We start from the raw sequence: 20432 nt of genomic DNA, 5'->3' as shown, positions 1-20432 counted from the left end.
ATGCTGGACAAGAAGTTTTCGCCCGAGCCGCAGCACGCGTTTGCAGCCCGTTTCGAGGCGCAGAAGATTGCCTTCGGGCCGGTCGTTTTCCACTGCGTGCGCTATGCCTGGAAGCGCGGCCTGCTGCAGGTGCTGGCCAAGGCTGGCGACACGGGGCTCACGCATGCGCAGTTGCTGGCCCACGGCGAATGGAGCGACTACGCGCTGAAGGTGGTGCTGGAGTCCTGCCTGTCGGCTGGCGTGCTGCTGCGCGCCGACGGCCGCTGGGTGCTGGACAAGACCGGCTATTGCATCCTCAGCGACCGCATGACCCAGGTCAATTTCGACTTCGTGCACGACGTCTGCTACCAGGGCCTGTTCGAGCTGGAGCGCTCGCTGGATGCGCAGCAGCCGCTGGGCCTGCCGCACCTGGGCGACTGGCCCACGCTTTACCAGGGCTTGGCCGAGCTGCCAGAGCCGGCCAAGAGCAGCTGGTTTGCGTTTGACCACCTTTATTCAGACACCTCTTTTCCAGACGTGCTGCCCGATGTGTTCGCGACCGGCCCGCGCCGGGTGATGGATGTGGGTGCCAACACCGGCAAGTTCAGCCTGGCCGCGCTGGGCTACCAGCCCGAGGTGGCGCTGCACCTGGTGGACCTGCCGCAGCAGCTGGCAGTGGCCGCGCGCAACCTGGCGGACGCGGGTTTGTCCGCGCGCGCCAGCCTGCACCCGGTGGACCTGCTGGACACCGCCTGCCCCTTGCCGGGCAACATGGACCTGGTGTGGATGAGCCAGTTCCTCAGCTGCTTCAGCGAGGCCGACATCGCCAGCATCTTCGAGCGCGTCGCCGCCGCGCTGGCGCCGCAAGGCCAGGTGCTGGTGATGGACACCTTCTGGGACCGCCAGCGCTACGACATTGCCGCCTATTGCCTGATCAACACCTCGCCCTATTTCACCGCGATGGCCAGCGGCAACAGCAAGGTCTACGAGAGCGCAGACTATGTGCGCCTGGCCGAGCGCGCCGGCCTGAAGCTGCTGACCACGCGCGACGGCATTGGCTATTGCCACAGCCTGCTGAGGTTCGCCCGCGCATGACCCCCATGATCGCCCGTCGCTGTTTCGCTGCTGCCGTGTTGGTGCTGACAGGCTGCGCGACGGCGCCCGTGGTGCAGCCGGCCGGGCTGCCGATGCTGCGGCTGTCCCCCGCACTGCTCACCGAGTCCGCCAGCCTGCAGCAGCGCCTGCATGTCACTCGGCTGGACGACGGCCGTGTCACCGCCCAGTCCATTGACGTGCAGCTGCAACTGGAGCCCGGCAGCCTGTTGCTGGCCGCCTTTGCGCTGGGCCAGCGTGTGCTGCTGCTGCAATGGGACGGGAAGGACCTGCAGGAACAGCGCCACGCCATGCTGCCGGCCAGCGTGGACGCGGCCCACCTGCTGCGCGACATGAGCCTGGTCTACTGGCCGGCAGCCAGCGTGCAGCAGGCGCTGCCGCCGGGCTGGTCCTTCAGCGAGACCGCGGCCGGCCGCGAACTGCGCCACGATGGGCTGCTGGCTGTCGGCATCCGAATCGACGGGCCGTTGCTGGGCCGCAGCCAGGTGCAGCTGCGCAACCTGCAGGAGCACTACGCGTTGCAGATCGAATCCGCGCCGCAGGAGAGCACGCCTTGAGCAGCGCGGTCTACCTGCATGCCTTGGGCGTGAACTGCGCGCTTGGCCAGGGCCAGGCGGCGGTGCGTGCAGGGCTGTTTGCCGACGCACCCGGCGGCGTGGCCGAGAACACCTCGGCCTGGCCCGGCCGCAGCCTGCACCTGGGCGCCGTCACGTCACCGTTGCCCAGCGTTGACCACCTCCCGCTGCGCCACCGCAGCCGCAACAACGCGCTGCTGCTCAGCGCACTGGCGCAGGTCCGCGCCGAGGTGGACGCGGCCATTGCGTTGCATGGCGCTTCGCGGGTCGCGGTGGTGCTGGGCACCAGCACTTCGGGCGTGGGCGAGAGCGAGCTGGCGTTCGAGCGGCATGCGCGTGAAGGCAGGTTCCCGCCGGGCTTTGACCTGGGCCAGCAGGAGATCGGCTCACCCGCGCTGATGCTGGGCGAGTTGCTCGGGCTGGACGGGCCTTGCCACGTCGTGTCCACCGCCTGCTCGTCCAGCGCCAAGGCCATGGCCAGCGCCGCGCGGCTGCTGCGCGCGGGCCTGTGCGACGCGGTCATCACCGGCGGTGCCGATTCGCTGTGCCGCTTCACCGTGGCCGGTTTTGCCGCGCTGGAATCGGTTGACCCGCAGCGCTGCAACCCGATGAGCGCGAACCGTCACGGCATCAACATTGGCGAGGCCGCGGCCTTGTTCGTGATGCGCCGCGAGCCCGGGCCAGTGCGCTTGTCCGGCTGGGGTGAAAGTTCGGACGCGCACCACATCTCGGCCCCCGAGCCCAGCGGCGCCGGCGCGCTGGCGGCGATGCAGCAGGCGCTGGCCCGGGCCGGCCTGCAGCCGCAGGACATCGATTACCTGAACCTGCACGGCACCGCCACGCCGCAAAATGACGCGATGGAAAGCCGCGCCGTGACGCAGCTGCTGGGCCCGAGCGTGGCCTGCAGCTCGACCAAGCCTCTGTCCGGCCACACGCTGGGCGCGGCCGGTGCGCTGGAGGCGGCGTTTGCCTGGCTGTGCCTGGTGGGCAACCCGCAAGGCCGGCTGCCGCCGCACTGGTGGGACGGCGCGGCCGACCCGCAACTGCCGCCGTTGAACCTGGTGCGCCCCGGCCAGTCGCTGGGCCGCCCGCTGCGCCACGTGCTGAGCAATTCCTTCGCCTTTGGCGGCAGCAATGCGGCCTTGGTGCTGAGCGCCCACGAGGTGATCCATGGCTGACACGAGCGACTGGCAGATCCACGAGCTGGTGCCGCATGCAGGCCGCATGTGCCTGCTGGACCGGCTGGTGTCGGTCGAGGGCGAGACCTTGATTGCCGAGGTCGAATTGCGCGAGGACCATCTGTTCCTCGACAGCCTGGGGCCGGGCAGCGGCGTGGGCGCGTGGGTGGGCATCGAGTACATGGCGCAGGCGGTCGCGGCCTGGGCGGGTGCGCAGGCGCGGGCTGCGGGCGAAGCGCCGAGAATCGGCTTCCTGCTGGGCAGCCGGCGCTACCGCTGCGAGCTGCCGCGTTTTGAACTCGGGCAGGTGCTGCAGGTGGTGGCAAGGCGCGAGTACCAGGCTGACAACGGCCTGGGTCAGTTCGCTTGCGAAATCCGCTTGGCAGGCCGTGTGGTCGCCACCGCGCAGGTCACGGTCTTCGGTCCCGACGATCCAGAGAAATTCATCAAAGGCGAGACAACATGACGATGACATCGACGGCGAAGACCGTGCTGGTCACCGGCTCCAGCCGCGGCATCGGCCGCGCAATCGCGCTGCGGCTGGCGCAGGACGGCTACGACCTGGTGCTGCATTGCCGCAGCAAGGTGGACGAAGCGCAGCAAGTGGCGCAGCAGATCACCTCGCTCGGCCGCCAGGCCCGGGTGCTGCAGTTCGACGTGGCCGAGCGCGAGCGCGTGGCCGAGATCCTGCTGGCCGATGTGGAGGCGCATGGCTGCTACTACGGCGTGGTCTGCAATGCCGGCATCGCCCGCGACGGCGCCTTCCCGGCCCTCAGCGGCGAAGATTGGGACCAGGTCATCCACACCAACCTGGACAGCTTCTACAACGTGCTGCAGCCGCTGACGCTGCCGCTGGTGCGCCGCCGCCAACCGGGCCGCATCGTCACGCTGGCCTCGGTTTCCGGGCTGATGGGCAACCGCGGCCAGGTCAATTACAGCGCGGCCAAGGCCGGCATCATCGGTGCGAGCAAGGCGCTTGCGGTTGAACTGGCCAGCCGTGGCATCACGGTCAACTGCGTCGCGCCGGGTCTGATCGCCACCGAGATGGTGGACGAGCGGGTGCTGGAAGAAGCGATGAAGATGATTCCTGCCAAGCGTGTCGGCAAACCCGAAGAAGTGGCGGCGCTGGTGGCCTTCCTGATGAGCCCGGACGCGGCCTACATCACGCGGCAGGTGATTTCGGTGAATGGGGGGATGGTGGGATGAGCAGGCGCGTCGTCGTCACGGGCAGGGGCGCGATCAGCCCGCTGGGGTCGGACTGGACCACGGTCGAGGCCAGGCTGAAAGCCGGCCACAACGCTGTGCAGCGCATGGCCGAATGGGCGGGCTACGAAGGCCTGAACACGCAGATCGGCGCACCGGCCACGGCCTTCGAGCTGCCGCCCGAGCGCTACCACCGCAAGAGCATGCGCAGCATGGGCCGCGTCGCGCTGATGGCCACGCGCGCCAGCGAAATGGCGCTGGCGGACGCCGGCCTGCTGGGCGATGAATGGTTGAAAAGCGGCGAGGTCGGCATCTCCTACGGCTCGTCTTCCGGCACGCCCAAGGCCATTGGCGACTTCGGCCGCATGATGCTGGAGAAGAGCACCGAAGGCATCAACGCGACGACCTACATCAAGATGATGTCGCACAGCGCCGCGGTCAACATCGGCGTGTTCTTCGGCCTCACCGGCCGCATCGTGCCCACCAGCAGCGCCTGCACCTCGGGCAGCCAGGGCATTGGCTACGCCTACGAGATGATCCGCAATGGCCAGCAGGTGGCGATGCTGGCCGGCGGCGCCGAGGAACTGGACGCCACGCAGGCGGCGGTCTTCGACACCTTGTTCGCCACCAGCGTGAAGCACAACAACACGCCAGAGTTGAGCCCGCGGCCCTTCGATGCGAACCGCGATGGCCTGGTACTCGGCGAAGGCGCCTGCACGCTGGTGCTCGAAGAGCTGGAACACGCACGGGCCCGCGGCGCCACCATCCACGCCGAGGTGGTCGGCTTCGGCACCAACAGCGATGGCAGCCACGTCACGCAGCCGAACGCGCCGACCATGGCGCAGGCCATTCGCCTGGCGCTGAAGAGCGCCGAACTGGACCCGGCCGCGATCCCCTATGTGAATGCCCACGGCACCGCGACCGACCACGGCGACGTTGCCGAGTCTCAGGCCACGCACCAGGTCTTTGGGCCCAACGTGGCCATCTCTTCGCTGAAGAGCTACATGGGCCACACGCTGGGCGCCTGCGGCGCGCTCGAAGCCTGGATGAGCATCGAGATGATGCGCAGCGGCTGGTTTGCGCCCACGCTCAACCTGCAGCAGGTCGACCCGCGCTGCGCCGAGCTGGACTACGTCACCGGCGACGGCCGCGCACTCCAGACCGAGCTGGTGATGAGCAACAACTTCGCCTTCGGCGGCATCAACACCTCGCTGATCTTCAAGCGATTCGATTGACCCACAACGACCCAACTGAGGGAGCTTTTGAAATGAACCGAATCCTGACACGCCGCACCTTGGCGGCTTGCATGGTGGCCATGGCACTGCCGTTGATGCACGGCTGCGCCACCAGCGTGAAAGCCACGGCCAAGCAGAACCCGCCGCCGACCGAAGCCTTCTCGTCCTTCGGCCGCATCGAGATCAAGCCGGTGCGCCTGGCCGAAGGCCAGAAGGCCAATCCCGGCACGATGGACAAGATCCAGGCGAACTTCGACAAGCCCCTGAAGCCACTGCTGTCGCAATGGAACCAGCGGCCGGACAACGGCCGTCGCCTGGTGATCGACCCGGTGGTCGAGCAGATCGAGTTCACCCACGGTGCCAAGCGGGTGCTGCTGGGGCCCCTGGCCGGCAGCTCGGGCGTGTTGATGCGTCTCTACATCACCGACGGCAAGGGCGCGACCGTGGCCACGCCGGAGTTCTTCCAGCGCGCGGACGCCTGGGCCGCGGGCTTTGTGTTTGGCGTGCATGACAACCTGATGCTGACGCGCATCGGCGAGCTGTCCAGCGACTACGTCATCGGCAACTTCGACCGTGCCAAGGGCGGCCCGACCGGTGCGGACGACAAGGCCATGGCGGCGAAGTAAACCGCGCTGCGAGCATCGCGTGCCACTGGCCGCGTTGAGGCTGGTCTTGCTGGCCGAGGTGACGCTTCCATCGGCGTTGGCCTGGCTGACGCCGAGCGAACACCAGCGCTGGCAAGGCTTTGGCCTGCCCCCGCGTCGGCAGGTCTATTTGGCCGGGCGTTGGCAGCTGCGCTGCGAACTGGCCATGCTGCTTGGCGGCGAGCCTGAAGCGCAGCCGGTGGACCTCGCCGCTTCGGGCGCCACCACGCTGCCCGGCACCGGCCTGCACGCCAACCTCTCGCACAGTGGCGGCTGGCTGGCGGTGGCGATTGGCGACGCGCCGGTTGGCGTGGACATCGAGCAGCTCAATCCCCGGCGCGACGTGCTGGGCCTGGCGCAGATGGTCTGCAGCCCGGCGCAGGTCGCGCTGCTTCAAGCCCAGCCTGACACGCTGCTGCGCATGCATCAGTTCTACCGCTGGTGGACGCTGAAGGAAGCCTGGCTGAAGCACCGCGGGTTGGGACTGCAATTTCCGACGCTGCAGTCGCTGGCGTTTGATGCGGCCGGGCCCGACATTGCGTCAGCGGCGAGTGGCCTGTTGACGGATCCGCCGCTGGCCGTCGCGTTGGTCAGCGCCTGTCCGCTGGGGCCGCTGCCGGCTTTGCCTACCGGCACGCCCTGGCAGCGCCTCAACCCAGGATCACCACCGCGTCCGGCAGTTCGTTGAGCTGGCGCTCGCCGGTCAGCGGGAAGTGCTGGCGCAGCAGCGCGTCGATCTCGGCCACCGCGTGGCCCAGGCCGGGCGCCCATTGGCCCTGGCCCAGCGCTTCGCGCAGGCCGGCGACGATGCGGGCCCAGGTGGCGTCGTCGACCTGGCGGCTCAGGCCGCGGTCGGCCACCAGCTCGATGGTGCGTTCGGCCAGCAGCAGGTAGACCAGCACGCCGTTGTTGTGCTCGGTGTCCCACACGCGCAGCTTGCCGAACATCGCAATCGCACGTTCGCGCGCACTCGCGCGGCGCCAGAGGTAGCTCAATGGCAGTCCGGCCTCGACGCAGATGCGGATCTCACCGCTGTGGCCGGCTTCGCTGGCCGTGACCTGGGCGGCCAGGGCTTGCAAAGCGGCTGGCGGGAGCAGCCGCCGCGCATCGGTTTCGTCCCAGCGGCGGTGCTTGAGCAGGCGCAGCAGGCGGCTGCCGGTTCTGAGGGTTGCCGCCATCACCAGTCTCCCGAGGCGCCGCCGCCGCCGAAGTCACCGCCGCCGCCGGACGAGAAGCCACCGCCGCCCCCGCTCCAGCTGCCGCCCCCGCTGCTGCCGCCCCAGATGATGGGTGGCACAAAGCTGCCGCCTCGCCCGCTGCGGCCGCGCCGCGAGCTGCCAATGCCCAGCAGGCCCACCAGCACCAGCGCGCCTATGCCGGCACCCAGCCCGATCGGCCAGCTGCCGGCCAGCAGGCCTGCCGCGGTGCCCGCACCGCCTGCGGTTGCCAGGGCGCCCAGCTTGCGGCCCAGCACGGCGCTCAGCAGCCCGCCGGCCACCGGCACGCCCAGGAAGAAGAACAAGGCCAGCGACTGCCAGCCGCCGAGCGAGTCGCCGCCTGCACTGCCGTTTTGCACATGCACGCCGCTGCGCGGCTGCGGCGCCGGCAGGTGCTCGCCGCGGATGCGCGCCATCAGCTGGTCCAGGCCGGCATTCAGGCCGCCGGCATAGTCGTTCTTCTGGAACGCGGGCTTGATCGCGCGGTCGATGATCTGCCGCGCGGCCAGGTCCGGTACCGCACCTTCCAGCGCCTTGGCCACCTCGATGCGCACGCGCCGGTCGCCCTTGGCCACGACGATCAGCACCCCGTCGCCCACCTCGCGCCGGCCGATCTTCCATTGGTCGGCCACGCGCCAGGCGTAGGCGGCGATGTCCTCCTGCTGCGTGCTGGCGACCAGCAGCAGCACGATCTGCGGCCCGGCCTCGGCTTCGAAGCGCGCCAGCTTGGCCTCCAGAGCCTGCGCCTGCACGGGCGTCAGCGTGCCGGTCTGGTCGACCACGCGGCCGCTCAGTGGCGGCACCGCGAGTTCGGCCTGCGCTGGCGCAGCGGCCAGCAGGCCCAGCGCCAACGCGCCCAGCAGTGCAGACAGCCAGCGGGTGAACAGCCTCATCGTGGGCTTACTTCGAGGCCGGCTTGTCGAAACTGACCGCCGGCGGCGCCGAGATGGCTTTTTCGTTCTCCACCGTGAAGACCGGCTTCACGTCGTAGCCGAACATCTTGGCCGTCAGGTTGGTCGGGAAACTGCGGGCCAGCACGTTGTAGCCCTGCACCGTCTGGATGTAGCGATTGCGCGCCACGGTGATGCGGTTCTCAGTCCCTTCAAGCTGCACGCGCAAGTCCTGGAAGCCCTGGTTGGCCTTCAGGTCCGGGTAGCGCTCGCTGACCACCATCAGCCGGCTCAGTGCGCTGGTCAGTTCACCCTGCGCGGCCTGGAACTTCTGGAAGGCCTCGGGGTTGTTGATCAACTCCGGCGTGGCCTGGATCGACGTGGCCTTGCTGCGTGCCTCCACCACCTTGGTCAGCGTTTCCTGCTCGAAGTTGGCTTCGCCCTTGACCGTGGCGACCAGGTTGGGCACCAGGTCGGCCCGGCGCTGGTACTGGTTCAGCACTTCGGACCAGCCAGCCTTGACCGCTTCGTCCTTCTGCTGGAACTCGTTGTAGCCGCAGCCCGCGAGGCTGCTGGCCAGCGCCGTGGCCCCCAGCGTCAGGGCCAGCGTGCGGAAAAGGCTGCGCCAGGTCAGGTACATGTTGATCTCCATCAGAAAATTCGGGCCTGCCGCCTTCGGATGCGGCACCGTTCCCGCCCAAGATGAGGGGCAGGCGGCCGGGTTCAAGCGGCCCGGCAGGATAATCCCTGGCATGTTCGCCCCGCTGCAAAACGACACCTTCCTGCGCGCCTGCCTGCGCCAGCCCACCCCGCACACGCCCGTGTGGCTGATGCGGCAAGCTGGCCGCTACCTCCCGGAGTACCGCGAGACGCGGGCCAGGGCCGGCAGTTTCATGGGCCTGGCCACCAACACCGACTACGCCACCGAGGTCACGCTGCAGCCGCTGGAGCGCTACCCGCTGGACGCCGCCATCCTGTTTTCCGACATCCTTACCGTGCCGGATGCGATGGGCCTGGGCCTGTCGTTCCAGCAAGGCGAAGGGCCGCGCTTCGCGCGCCCGGTGCGGGACGAAGCGGCTGTTGCCGCACTGGCCGTGCCTGACATGGACAAGCTGCGCTACGTGTTCGACGCCGTCACCTCGATCCGGCATGCGCTGAACGGCCGCGTGCCGCTGATCGGCTTCTCCGGCAGCCCGTGGACTTTGGCCTGCTACATGGTCGAAGGTGCCGGGTCGGACGACTACCGCCAGGTCAAGGGCATGCTCTACAGCCGGCCGGACCTGATGCACCGCATGCTGCAGATCAATGCCGACGCGGTGGCGCTCTACCTGAACACCCAGATCGACGCTGGCGCGCAGGCGGTGATGATCTTCGACAGCTGGGGCGGCGTGCTGGCCGATGGCGCCTTCCAGCGCTTTTCGCTGGACTACACCCGCCGCGTCGTCTCGCAGCTCAAGCGCGAGCAGGGCGGCGAGCGGGTGCCGATGATCGTCTTCACCAAGGGCGGTGGCCTGTGGCTGCAGCAGATCGCCGAATGCGGTGCCGACGTGGTCGGCCTGGACTGGACCGTGAACCTGACGCAAGCCAGGCAGCGGGTCGGCGCGAGTGTCGCCCTTCAAGGCAATCTGGATCCGAACGTGCTGTTTGCGCCCCCCGAAGTGGTGCGGGCAGAGGCCCGTTTGGTGCTCGACAGCTTTGGTCGGCCGCAGCGCACCGATGGGGGCTGGGACGGCCATGTGTTCAATTTGGGCCACGGCATCAGCCAGTTCACGCCGCCCGAGCGGGTGCTGGACCTGGTCCAGGCCGTGCACGAACACTCACGGGCGTTGCGCGCCAGCCCCGCCGCAGCCTGACTAGGTGCAAATACCAAGGTCTGTCCGACGGGTTTTGCAGGGTGAGTGAGCGCTCAGGGGCTTGACTTATCCCCAAAAAACTCTAGGCGAGGCGGCGGCATAAGCGGCGCTGGCGAAAAGCGGAAAAAATACCGGTGAATCGTGCCAAGTGTTTGATTTTCAATGACAAATGAGCCCTGCTCCTAATTGGGGCAATCTGTCGCAAAGCGCGCTGGATCAAGCAGTTAGCGCACGCCGATGAAGCTTTCCCACAAAGTTATCCACAGAAAACATGCACAAGTGGGAAAGCTGTTTCCAATCATGGGCTTACGGCGCCTTTCTCAAAACCGTCACAGAGATGGCCTGCAAGTGACGCGCACTTTGACCCCTTCTTGCCGCTCATGAGCGACCCGGTAGAAGCTTGCGTGCCAGCGGCCCTGCATCGCGTTCGGGTGGCCGTCGAGACGCCCCAGCACGCCGGCATGGCGGACGTGCTGGACTACCTGGCCGAGGCCGAGTTGCCGCCCGGCACGCTGCTGCGCGTGCCGCTGGGCCGGCGCGAGTTGCCAGGCGTTGTCTGGCCCCGCCAGCCCAGCGAAGAAGAAGCTGCCAACGCGCTGCCGGCCGAGCAGCTGCGCCCGGTGCGCGAGGCGCTGCTGGCGCTGGCGCCGCTGCCGCCGGCCTGGTGCCAGCTGGTCGAATTCACCGCGCGCTATTACCAGCGCGCCATCGGCGAGGTCGCGCTGGCGGTGTTGCCGCCGGAACTGCGCAAGCTCGACAACACCGGCCTGGCCAAGCGCCTGAAGCGCCTGCACAAGCAGCTTGGCCTGCCGGATCCGGACGCCAAGCCGAAGAAGCGCCGCAAGCTGACTCTCGAGGCTGAGCCGCAAGCCGTGCCCGAAGTGCCCGCTTCGCCGCCGCCCGTCCGCCCGGCGCTGACGGCCGAACAAGCCGAAGTGCTGGCCCGGCTGTCGCCGCAGTTCGAGGCCGAGGCGCCAGCCTGCCACCTGCTGTTCGGTGTGACCGGCAGTGGCAAGACCGAGGTCTACCTGCGTGCGGCCGAACAGGCGCTGGCTGCCGGCCGGCAGGCGCTGGTGCTGGTGCCCGAGATCAACCTGACGCCGCAGCTCGAAGCCCGTTTCGCCGAACGTTTCCCCGGCCGCCGGCTGGTCTCGCTGCACAGCGGGCTCACGCCGGCGCAGCGCCTGCAGAACTGGCTCTCGGCCCACGAGGGCCATGCCGAACTGGTGCTGGGCACGCGGCTGGCCATCTTCTGCCCGCTGCCGCGGCTGGGGCTGATCGTCGTCGACGAAGAGCACGACCCCAGCTACAAGCAGCAGGACGGCGCGCGTTATTCGGCGCGCGACCTGGCCGTTTACCGCGGCAAGCTGGAGCGCGCGCCGGTGCTGCTGGGCTCGGCCACGCCTTCGCTCGAAACCTGGCAGCACGCCCGCAGTGGCCGCTACCAGCTGCTGACGATGGCACAGCGCGTGGGTCACGGCGCGCTGCCGGCCGTGCGCGTGGTCGACATGGCCAGGCAGCCCACGCCCGGCCAGGGCCAGGAGGCGCCGGCCCTGTGCCCGCCGGTGCTGGCAGCGGTGCGCGACCGCATCGAGCGCGGCGAACAAAGCCTGCTGTTCCTGAACCGCCGCGGCTTTGCGCCGGTGCTGAACTGCGGCGCCTGCGGCTGGAAAAGCGGCTGCCCGCACTGCAGCGCCTGGCGCGTCTTCCACAAGCTGGACCGCACGCTGCGCTGCCACCACTGCGGCTTTGCCGAACGCGTGCCCAAGGCCTGCCCGGACTGCGGCAACCTGGACATCCAGCCGGTGGGCCGCGGCACCGAACGCCTGGAAGAACAGATCGCGACGCTGCTGCAAGGCGTAGAACGCCCCGGTGGCGGCTGCGTGCGTGTTGCCCGCATCGACGCCGACACCACGCGCCACAAAGGCAGCCTGGAAGAGCAGCTCGCCGCGGTGCATGCCGGCGAGGTGGATGTGCTGGTCGGCACGCAAATGATCACCAAGGGCCACGACTTCCGGCGTGTCACGCTGGTCGCCGCCGTCAACCCCGACAGCGCGCTGTTCGCCGCCGACTTCCGCGCCGCCGAGCGCCTGTTCGCCAGCCTGCTGCAGGCGGGCGGGCGGGCAGGGCGAGACGCCGAGGCGGCCGCCCGCAGCGAGATGTGGGTGCAGACCTGGAACCCGCAGCACGCATTGTTCGCCGCGCTGAAGGCGCACGACTTCACCGCCTTCGCCGCCAGCCAGCTGGCCGAGCGCGAAATGGCCGGCCTGCCGCCCTACAGCCACCTCGCGCTGCTGCGCACCGAAGCCCGCGAAGGCCCGGTCGCCGAAGCCTTCCTGCAGCAGGCGCGGGACGCCGCACAAGCCTGGTTGAATGAGCACATGAAGGCCCACGGCGGCGCCGACGTGATGCTCTACGCCCCGGTGCCGCCCCCGGTCTCCAAGGTCGCCGGCCTGGAGCGCCGCCAGATGCTGATCGAGTCGCCCTCGCGCGGCGCGCTGCAACGCCTGCTGGCGAACTGGCTGCCGGAGCTGCACGTATTGCGCCACTCGATGAAGGGCATTGCGCGCTGGGCGGTGGATGTGGATCCGTTGAGCATTTAGGTCACGGCTCGCTGCAGCTGCGTCGCGCTCGGCAGCTCGCCAAACTGCAGCCGGTACGCCTGGCTGAACTTGCTGGCGTTCTGGAAGCCCCAGCGCAGGGCCACGTCGCGAATCAGGAGGTCGGGGCGGCCCAGCAGTTCGCGTCGGGCGCGCTCCAGCCGCACCGTCTTGAGGTAGCTGTAGGGCGAGGCGCCGAGCTGGGCGTTGAACTGGCGTACCAGGCTGCTGACGCTCAGGCAGGCGGCGTCGGCAATGTCGGCCAGGCCGATGGCGCCTTCGGCGTGGGCGTGGATGTAGTCGATCGCGCGGCGCAGGCTGGCGGGTGCGGCCTGGCCAACGGTGCCACGCGGCTTGGGCAAGCCGGGTTGACGCTGCGGCTGCTCGTGCAGCAAGGTCAGCGCGATCATCTCGCACCAGCGCCGAAACATCATCGGCGAGCCGGGCTGGCCGCCTGGCGGTTGCAATGAATCGGCGGCCTGTGCCGCCATGAACAGCAGGCGCTGCGCCAGCGGGGCCGCGAGGCGAGGGGCGAAGCGCGGGTGGCTGCCCTGTACGCCTGGCTGCCAGTCGCCGGCCAGCCTGGCCACGTCGCGCTTGGGCAGGCAGAACTCCACGCAGTGCACGCCGGGCGACAGGCCGAAGCTGCGAACCTCTGCCGGATCCAGGATCAGGCCTTCGCCGGCGTGCGCAACGCAGGCGGGCTGGTTGCTCAGCTGCGCCGTGATCTGGCCGGCCAATGGCAGGCCGATCACGTAGACCGACGGGGCAGCCTGGGGGTTGCCACCTTGCAGCGTCAGCCCGAAGCTGAGGCGACCTTCGGACAGGAAGAGCGGGGGCAGCAGGGCTTCGTCGCCGGGCTGGCGGCGGTCCATCGCCACGCTGGCAACGGCCAGCGTGGCGCCCGGTTCGGCGCCCCAGCTGGAGATGCGGCGCGAGGCGTCGGGCGAGAACTGGTTGAGCTGGTCAACATAGTCCTCGATCGTGCGCCGGCCTTGCCATAGCCTGTCGCGGCCAGTGAGCACATGGCCGGGCGGCGGGAGCGGAGAGGGCGCGGGCATCGGGTCGGGCGAGGGCTGCGGTGCGGGCCATGATAGTGGCGCATCACGCAGCTTCCATGCCTGGCCTGGCCCGGGCGCGCCACCCCCGGCGCGCCTCAGGTCCAGGGCCATCAATACGGGTTGGCGAAGTGCAGCACGGTGCTCAGGTCGATGCCGCGGACGATGTCGGCCGAGTGATAGGTCAAGCCCCAGTCGTCGATGGCCGAGCCGTCGGCGAAGTTGCACATCGCGTAGACGCGCTCGCCCGGCGCGGTGGCCCAGCCGCTGCCCGAGCCGGCAGCGCCGATCAGTTCTGCGCCGCCCAGCTTGTTGACGCAATAGGCGAAGGCCGGGTTGCCCGAGCTGGAGCCCATTGGCACCTTGGCGTAGTAGGCCAGCGCGGCCATGCTGGGCATCTTGGTGTTCAGCGTCTTGTTCCAGATCGCGATCTGGCTGCCGTCGGCCGCCTCGAAGGTGCACATGTCCTTGGAGCCGGCGTAGCGCACCCACTGGGCGGCGTCGGCATTGGTGTTGCCGTAGGGGTAGACGACGCTGGAAGTGCCGCCGGCCTTGACGCAGTAGTCGGCGGCGTCCTTCTCGCCAGCGGTGAAGGCGGCGGCATGGGCCGCTGCCAGCGTGCACAGGCTCAGCAGCGTGGCCTGGCCCAGCAGGCGGGTGGAACGGGCGATGGCGATGGTGGAAAAACTCATGGTAGTGCGGCGGCAATCAGCAGGTTGGATGAGGCTCGGACTGCGACGCCAATGCCGCCGTCCGATGCAGCCAATCCTATGAGCGGGCTGGCCGCTTGGGCATCCCGCAGTGCGCGGCGCTGCTCCGAAATGAGCGACTTGTTGTGACTCCAAAAAGGCGCGATGGGGCGAGCGGCACCTTTGCCGGGGCGAAGCGGCGCGTCACTCGCGAGGGCGGTGATATGGTCCCGCCAATGACTGCCGAGCCCACGGCCTTGCCTGCCATTGCCCTGTCCGGCCGAGCGACTGCCGCGCCGGTGTCACAGCGCGCCTTGTGGGCCGGCTACGCCGCCATCGTGCTGGTGGTTGGCCTGCTGCAAGGCTTGGCCGAGCTGCAGCACTACCTCGAGCGTGGTGGCCAGCATCCCTGGGAGCCCTTGCTCTGGGAACTCAGCTCGGTGGTCTGCATGGGGCCGCTGGGCGTGGCGGTGTACCGCTGGCATGCGCGGGCCTGGCAGCGGCTGCAGGCCGGTGGCGGGCGGCTGGCTTTCCTGGGCCGGCATGTGCTGGGCGCGCTGGCCTATGCCGTGCTGCATGTCAGCGGCATGTTCGCATTGCGCTTTGGCGTCTATGCCTTGACGGCGGTGGCCTACGAGCCCGGCGGCCCGTTGAAGGTCATGGCCTATGAGCTGGGCAAGGACCTGGTGAGCTACACCGTGATGGTGGCGGTCTGCCACGGCCTGCTGCTGCTGTTCGCCGAACAGCAGCGCCAGCGCGAGCTGGCCCGGCTGCGCGCCGAGCTGGCCGAAGCGCAGCTGGCGCGCCTGGCCGAGCAGATCCAGCCGCACTTCCTGTTCAACACGCTGAACCTGATTTCGTCGGTGATGTACGAGGACGTGCCACGCGCCGACCGCATCCTCTGCGACCTGGCCACGCTGCTGCGCCAGGCGCTGGCGGCCGAGCAGGCGGGCCGGCATGCGCTGGACGAAGAGCTGGCGCTGGTGCAACCCTACCTGTCGCTGATGCAGGCGCGCTTTGGCGAACGGCTGGTGGTGGAGGTAGACGTGTCGCCCGCCGCGCGCGTCTGCCAGGTGCCGGCGCTGCTGCTGATCTCGCCGGTGGAAAACGCCATCAAGCACGACGTGGCGCAAAGCAGCGGCCCGGTGCGCGTGACGGTGCGCGGCGAACTGCGGCCCGGCCCGCTGCTGTGGCTGCAGGTGCAGAACAGCGGCGTGACGCCCACGCGCGGCGAGCGCGAAGGCGCCATCGGCCTGGCCAACACCCGCGCGCGGCTGCAGGCGCTGTATGGCGACACGGCCAGCGTCACGCTCGATGCCGCGCCGGGCGGCGGTGGGCAGCTCACATTGATCTTGCCTGCACAGGGCGCGGTGGCCGCATGAAGCTGCTGATCGTCGACGACGAACCACCCGCGCGCGCCAAGCTGCGCCGCCTGCTGTCGGACATGCCCGGCGTGACGCTGGTCGGCGAAGCGGCCGATGCCGACGAGGCGCTGGCGCTGGCCGCCACGCACGCGCCCGACGCCGCGCTGCTCGACATCCAGCTGCCCGGCCGCAGCGGCCTGGAGTTGGCGCTGCTGTTGCCGCCCGGCGTGGTCTGCGCCTTCTGCACCGCGTTCGACCAGCACGCCGTGCGCGCCTTCGAGCTGAACGCGGTCGACTACCTGCTCAAGCCCTACACCGGCGAGCGCCTGGCCGAGGCCATCGCCCGCATGCAGCAGCGCCTGGCCGCGGCCGGTGCCGCACCACGCCGTGGTGCCCTGTTGACCGCACTGCAACAGCTGCAGCCGCTCACCGGCGACTGGCTGGTGCCGCAGCGCGGCGGCGGCCTGCGCCGCCTGCCGCTGGCCGAGGTCGAATGGGTGGCCGCGGCCGACAACTACATCGAGCTGCACGCCCCGCCCGCCTGCCACCTGGACCGCCGCACGCTGGCCGAATTCCTCGCCCACCCGGCCGCCAAAGGCTTTGTGCAGGTGCACCGCTCGCATGCGGTGAATCCGGTCCATGTGCAGGCCATTGCGCCGCTGCCGCGCGGTGAAGCGCAGCTGACCTTGCGTTCCGGCGAAACGCTGCGCATCTCGCGCAGCTTCCGCGAAGCTTTGAGATAGATCCGCCACTTCGCCCCAGCCGCCGTCCACTTCGCCCCAGTCTGCTTGAGCGCCATGGCGAGCCCGGCGATGCTGGCGGCATGAACTCCTCACCCCTCGCGCCAACCGCAACCGGGCGCCTCTTTTTCCTCGACTGGCTGCGCATCCTCGCCTTTGCCCTGCTCGTGCCGTATCACGTCGGCATGTACTACGTGAGCTGGGACTGGCATGTGAAGAGCCCGAACGCCAGCGGCGCGATCGAGCCGCTGATGATGCTGACCTCGCCGTGGCGGCTGTCGCTGCTGTTCTTCATTGGCGGCGCGGCCACGCAGGCGCTGCTGCGGCGCCAGAGCGGCCCTGGCTTCGTGGGCCAGCGCAGCAGCCGGCTGCTGTGGCCGCTGCTGTTCGGCATGCTGGTCATCGTGCCGCCACAGGCCTATGTGCAGGGCCTCACGCAGCTGGGCTTCGTGGGCGACTACGGTGCGTTCATGCAGCGCTACCTGCAGGGCGGCAAGCTGTGCAGCGGCACCAACTGCATCGACCTGCCGACCTGGAACCACCTCTGGTTCCTGCCCTACCTGTGGATCTACAGCCTGATCGCCTGGGCCCTGGTGCGCTGGGCGCCGAAGCTGCTGGACGCGGCCGCCGCGCGCCTGCCTGTGGGCCCCTGGGGACTGCTGCTGGGCCTGGCCTTGCCGACGATGGCGGCGCGACTGATGTACGGCGCCTTCCCGTCCACCCACAACCTGACCTGGGATTGGTACAACCATGCGCAATACCTGTGGGCCTTCGGCCTCGGCATGGTGGGTGCGCGCGCGGGTGACCAGCTGTGGGCGGGGCTGCAGGCGCAGCGCTGGCCGGCGCTGGGCCTGGCCTTCGCCGGCTGGGCAATGTTGTGCCTCTATTTCTTCGGCCCGTGGCATGACCAGAACTTGCCCGAAGGGCTGCTGTGGGCCCAGCGCCTGCTGTGGGGTGCCACGCAGTGGTGGGCCATCGTCGCGGCCTGCGGTTTCGCGCGTCGCTGGCTGGACCATGACGGCCCGTGGCGCCGCCGCCTCACCGGCGCGGTGTTCTGCCTGTACGTGATGCACCAGACCGTGATCGTGCTGCTGGCCTGGTGGCTGCAGCCGCTGGCGCTGCCGCCGGTGCCCGAAGGCTTGCTGCTGATCGTGGCCACCTTCGCTGCCAGCGGTGCGGTCTACCTTGTGGCCAGGCATGTGCCGGTGTTGGCGGGGCTGCTGGGCATCGTGCGCGCCAGGCCGCTGCCACGTGGCTTGCCGGCCCGGTCGCTGGCCTGACACGCGCCGTGGCGAGCCTGGCTTTGCCAAGTTCGCCGCGAACCCAAGCCGCTTGGTACGGGATTGGCGGCTGGCGGGCCGGGCGGCTTGGCTATGATCCGCGGCCCCCTCCTGTTGCCGCCATGTCGTCCGCCTTGCCTCCGCCCCCATCCACGCTGAATGCCGCCCAGATGGAGGCGGTGCACTACCTGAGCGGGCCGTGCCTGGTGCTGGCGGGTGCGGGCTCGGGCAAGACGCGGGTCATCACGCAGAAAATCGCCCGGCTGCTGCAGGCGGGGCTGCAACCCAAGCAGATCGCCGCCATCACCTTCACCAACAAGGCCTCGCTGGAAATGCGGGAGCGGGCCAAGAGCCTGGTGGGCGCGCGGGCGGCGAAGGACCTGGGGATCAGCACCTTCCACAGTTTGGGCGTGCGCATGCTGCGCGAGGACGGCACCAGGCTGGGCCTGAAGGAGAAGTTCTCCATCCTGGATTCGGACGACGTGCTGGGCGTGATCCGCGACGCCGGCTCCTGCACCGACAACGCCATCGCCCGCAAATGGCAGTGGACCATCAGCTTGTGGAAGAACCAGGGCCTGGACAGCGATGGCGCGATGGCCGCGGCGAAAGACAGCGACGAGCAGCTGGCGGCCCGTGTGATGAAGCTCTACGAAGAGCGCCTGGTCGCCTACCAGGCGGTGGACTTCGACGACCTGATCAGCATGCCGCTCAAGCTGATCCAGAAGATCCCGGAAGCGCGCGAGAAATGGCAGAACCAGTTCCGCCACGTGCTGGTGGACGAATACCAGGACACCAACGCCGTGCAGTACGAGCTGCTGAAGGCGCTGGTGGACCATCCGGACGAACGCCGCCGCGGCATGTTCACGGCCGTGGGCGACGACGACCAGAGCATCTACGGCTGGCGCGGCGCCACCATCGACAACCTGAAGCGCCTGCCCGAGGAATTCCCGAACCTGAAGGTCATTCCGCTGGAGCAGAACTACCGCTCCACCTCGGCCATCCTGCGCGCGGCCAACGAGGTGATCGGCGGCAACCCGAAGATCTTCCCGAAGAAGCTCTGGAGCGACCTGGGCGAAGGCGAGCCGGTGCGCATTGCCGAGTGCGACAGCGAAGACCACGAGGCCGAGCGCACGGTTGCGCGCATCCAGGCGCTGATGGCGCAGGACCCGCGCATCAAGCTGTCGGACTTTGCCGTGCTCTACCGCACCAACTTCCAGGCCCGCCCCTTCGAGCAGAAGCTGCGCGCCGCGCAGATCGCCTACAAGGTCTCCGGCGGCCAGAGCTTTTTCGACCGGGCCGAGATCAAGGACCTGTGCGGCTGGCTGCGCCTGCTGGTGAACCAGGACGATGACCCGGCCTTCCTGCGCGCCATCACCACGCCCAAGCGTGGCATTGGCCACACCACGCTGGGCAAGCTCGGCGAGTTCTCCGGCAAGTGGAAGCAGAGCATGTTCGAGGCGCTGTTCACCGAGAGCCTGCGCGCCGCGCTGCCCGCCAAGGCCGTCGATTCGCTGCACGAGTTCGGCCGTTACCTCAACGACCTCGAATACAAGGCCCGCACGACGATTGGCGCCGAGGCCGCCAAGCCGATGCTGCTGGAGTGGCTCAAGGAGATCGGCTACGAGCAGCACCTCTACGACAGCGAAGACAGCGAAAAGGTGGCCGCGGCCCGCTGGACCAATGTGCTGGACTTCATCGACTGGGTCGCCAAGCGCTGCGGCGGCGAGATCAGCCAGGACGGCGGCATGACCGTCGAAGGCGAGAAGAAAAGCGTGCTGGACGTGGCGCAGACCATCAGCGTCATCTTGAGCCTGGCGGAGCGCGGCGAGGAGCAGGACGTGGTGACGCTGACCACGCTGCATGCGTCCAAGGGCCTGGAGTGGCCGCACGTGATCCTGGTCGGCATCAACGAAGGCATCCTGCCCTTCAAGAGCGACGCCGAGGACATGACGCCCGAGCGCCTGCAGGAAGAGCGCCGCCTGATGTACGTGGGCATCACCCGCGCGCAGAAGACGCTGCTGTGCACCACGCTGCGCCGCCGCAAGAAAGGCCGCGAAACCGTGGCCGGCATCCCCAGCCGCTTCATCAAGGAAATGAAGCTGGACCTGGCCGGCAGCAAGGAAGACCCGAAGGAAAAGTTGAAGCGCATGCGCGAGGCGCTGGCGGCCAAGGTGGCCGGCGCGCCGCCGCCTGCCTGATCCTTCCGTCTGCCTTCAATCCGCCAGCAGGCGCTGCTGGCGGGCTTCGTAGAGCGCCTCGGCCTTGGACGAAACGTTCAGCTTCTCGTAGATGCGGCGCACGAAGCTGCGCACGGTGAAGGGCGAGAGCCGCATCAACCTGGCGATCTCGTTGGCCGTGAAGCCCTTTTCCAGGTAGCCCAGCACCTCGCGCTCGCGGGCCGACAGCACTGGCGCGCCATCGTTCGCTGCGGTGGTGGTGGGCTGCGCGATGGAGCAGGTGACCTGCGCGTCGTCATCGATGCTGACGACGATGTTGCACGCGGCCCGTGGCCCGTGCGCCGCGCGGCTCAGGTCCGATACCGCCTGCATCGCCGCGCACAGCGCTTTCAGGAAGTCGGGGTCGTTGCGGCCGGTTTCGAAGGCAGGCACAAAACCCTGCTTGGCATCACTCCAGGCGAGGCGGTAGGCGTGGTTCATGGCTGTGTTCCAGGGCTGTGGAGTGGCATGGCTTCACTGTCGGCGAGCTGCCCCTTTGCCGTCCTTCAGCGCGGCTTGTGGCTTGTTAAGCCTTTTGAACCGACCGCTTTTGGCGCCGCGATTAAGAACTTTTAAAGGCCGGTTAAGAAGCTCGGCA

Annotated in this window: 19 protein-coding genes and 1 pseudogene; 14 read left to right on the top strand and 6 right to left on the bottom strand. The window is 68.8% G+C overall.

The window, feature by feature from the left end:
• From ACAH41_RS11885 to ACAH41_RS11850, 8 genes are read left to right on the top strand one after another with little or no spacing between them, the layout of a single operon-like run.
• Entirely contained in the window at nucleotides 1-1074 is a 1074-nt protein-coding gene (locus ACAH41_RS11885) for a class I SAM-dependent methyltransferase (RefSeq protein ID WP_325647974.1), read from the top strand.
• The gene (locus ACAH41_RS11880; protein WP_325647975.1) at nucleotides 1071-1649 is read left to right on the top strand and encodes a DUF3261 domain-containing protein; all 579 of its coding nucleotides are present in this window, start codon (nucleotides 1071-1073) and stop codon (nucleotides 1647-1649) included. Before ACAH41_RS11885 ends, ACAH41_RS11880 begins: the two co-directional genes overlap by 4 nt.
• Nucleotides 1646-2845, top strand: coding sequence for a beta-ketoacyl-ACP synthase (locus ACAH41_RS11875; RefSeq protein ID WP_325647976.1), 1200 nt, complete (start codon nucleotides 1646-1648; stop codon nucleotides 2843-2845). The genes ACAH41_RS11880 and ACAH41_RS11875 overlap by 4 nt, the downstream gene beginning before the upstream one ends.
• On the top strand, nucleotides 2838-3311 hold the full coding sequence (locus tag ACAH41_RS11870; RefSeq protein ID WP_325647977.1) for a 3-hydroxylacyl-ACP dehydratase: 474 nt from the start codon (nucleotides 2838-2840) through the stop codon (nucleotides 3309-3311). The genes ACAH41_RS11875 and ACAH41_RS11870 overlap by 8 nt, the downstream gene beginning before the upstream one ends.
• A gap of 2 nt (nucleotides 3312-3313) precedes the next feature.
• On the top strand, nucleotides 3314-4051 hold the full coding sequence (gene fabG / locus ACAH41_RS11865) for a 3-oxoacyl-ACP reductase FabG (RefSeq protein ID WP_370538305.1): 738 nt from the start codon (nucleotides 3314-3316) through the stop codon (nucleotides 4049-4051).
• A complete protein-coding gene (locus tag ACAH41_RS11860; protein ID WP_325647979.1) occupies nucleotides 4048-5283 on the top strand; it encodes a beta-ketoacyl-ACP synthase in 1236 nt (411 codons plus the stop codon). The genes fabG and ACAH41_RS11860 overlap by 4 nt, the downstream gene beginning before the upstream one ends.
• Nucleotides 5284-5315: 32 nt before the next feature.
• Nucleotides 5316-5909: a hypothetical protein gene (locus ACAH41_RS11855; protein WP_325647980.1), complete on the top strand. Its 594-nt coding sequence runs from the start codon at nucleotides 5316-5318 to the stop codon at nucleotides 5907-5909.
• A gap of 58 nt (nucleotides 5910-5967) precedes the next feature.
• Nucleotides 5968-6615, top strand: a complete 648-nt coding sequence (locus tag ACAH41_RS11850) for a 4'-phosphopantetheinyl transferase superfamily protein (RefSeq protein WP_370538301.1) — start codon at nucleotides 5968-5970, stop codon at nucleotides 6613-6615.
• Here the strand turns inward: ACAH41_RS11850 and ACAH41_RS11845 are convergent.
• From ACAH41_RS11845 to ACAH41_RS11835, 3 genes are read right to left on the bottom strand one after another with little or no spacing between them, the layout of a single operon-like run.
• Nucleotides 6578-7105 carry a TPM domain-containing protein gene (locus ACAH41_RS11845; RefSeq protein ID WP_325647982.1) on the bottom strand — a complete coding sequence of 176 codons (528 nt, stop codon included), beginning with the start codon at nucleotides 7103-7105 and terminating at the stop codon, nucleotides 6578-6580. The two genes, ACAH41_RS11850 and ACAH41_RS11845, sit on opposite strands and share 38 nt — an antisense overlap.
• Nucleotides 7105-8037, bottom strand: a complete 933-nt coding sequence (locus tag ACAH41_RS11840; RefSeq protein WP_325647983.1) for a TPM domain-containing protein — start codon at nucleotides 8035-8037, stop codon at nucleotides 7105-7107. The genes ACAH41_RS11845 and ACAH41_RS11840 overlap by 1 nt, the downstream gene beginning before the upstream one ends.
• 7 nt (nucleotides 8038-8044) lie before the next feature.
• Nucleotides 8045-8674, bottom strand: coding sequence for a LemA family protein (locus tag ACAH41_RS11835; RefSeq protein WP_325647984.1), 630 nt, complete (start codon nucleotides 8672-8674; stop codon nucleotides 8045-8047).
• A gap of 112 nt (nucleotides 8675-8786) precedes the next feature.
• Here ACAH41_RS11835 and hemE point away from each other — a divergent pair, with 112 nt between their 5' ends.
• Together hemE and priA are read left to right on the top strand one after the other, a co-directional pair.
• Nucleotides 8787-9887, top strand: a complete 1101-nt coding sequence (gene hemE, locus ACAH41_RS11830; RefSeq protein ID WP_325647985.1) for a uroporphyrinogen decarboxylase — start codon at nucleotides 8787-8789, stop codon at nucleotides 9885-9887.
• A gap of 380 nt (nucleotides 9888-10267) precedes the next feature.
• Nucleotides 10268-12490 (top strand): primosomal protein N', encoded by a 2223-nt coding sequence (gene priA / locus ACAH41_RS11825; protein ID WP_325647986.1) that lies wholly within the window; start codon nucleotides 10268-10270, stop codon nucleotides 12488-12490.
• On the opposite strand, the gene ACAH41_RS11820 is transcribed toward priA, so the two are convergent.
• Both ACAH41_RS11820 and ACAH41_RS11815 read right to left on the bottom strand, forming a co-directional pair.
• Nucleotides 12487-13548, bottom strand: a complete 1062-nt coding sequence (locus ACAH41_RS11820) for an AraC family transcriptional regulator (RefSeq protein ID WP_325647987.1) — start codon at nucleotides 13546-13548, stop codon at nucleotides 12487-12489. The two genes, priA and ACAH41_RS11820, sit on opposite strands and share 4 nt — an antisense overlap.
• Nucleotides 13549-13658: 110 nt before the next feature.
• A complete protein-coding gene (locus ACAH41_RS11815; protein ID WP_325647988.1) occupies nucleotides 13659-14237 on the bottom strand; it encodes a hypothetical protein in 579 nt (192 codons plus the stop codon).
• Between the two features lie 254 nt (nucleotides 14238-14491).
• On the opposite strand from ACAH41_RS11815, the gene ACAH41_RS11810 reads away from it, so the two are divergent.
• From ACAH41_RS11810 to ACAH41_RS11795, 4 genes are all read left to right on the top strand, one after another.
• Complete coding sequence (locus ACAH41_RS11810; protein ID WP_325647989.1) at nucleotides 14492-15616, top strand: histidine kinase; 1125 nt, start codon at nucleotides 14492-14494, stop codon at nucleotides 15614-15616.
• Entirely contained in the window at nucleotides 15613-16341 is a 729-nt protein-coding gene (locus ACAH41_RS11805) for a LytTR family DNA-binding domain-containing protein (RefSeq protein WP_325647990.1), read from the top strand. The genes ACAH41_RS11810 and ACAH41_RS11805 overlap by 4 nt, the downstream gene beginning before the upstream one ends.
• A gap of 80 nt (nucleotides 16342-16421) precedes the next feature.
• A complete protein-coding gene (locus ACAH41_RS11800) occupies nucleotides 16422-17618 on the top strand; it encodes an acyltransferase family protein (RefSeq protein WP_325647991.1) in 1197 nt (398 codons plus the stop codon).
• A gap of 122 nt (nucleotides 17619-17740) precedes the next feature.
• A complete protein-coding gene (locus ACAH41_RS11795; RefSeq protein ID WP_325647992.1) occupies nucleotides 17741-19816 on the top strand; it encodes a UvrD-helicase domain-containing protein in 2076 nt (691 codons plus the stop codon).
• Nucleotides 19817-19831: 15 nt separating this feature from the next.
• On the opposite strand, the pseudogene ACAH41_RS11790 reads toward ACAH41_RS11795, so the two are convergent.
• A pseudogene (locus ACAH41_RS11790) lies at nucleotides 19832-20029 on the bottom strand (response regulator transcription factor); the annotation flags it as partial.
• Between the last annotated feature and the right edge of the window lie 403 nt (nucleotides 20030-20432).

Origin of the sequence: Ideonella sp., from assembly GCF_041287625.1 — a bacterium.
Lineage (GTDB): Bacteria > Pseudomonadota > Gammaproteobacteria > Burkholderiales > Burkholderiaceae_C > Ideonella.
This window is presented reverse-complemented; position numbering and strand designations above follow the sequence as displayed.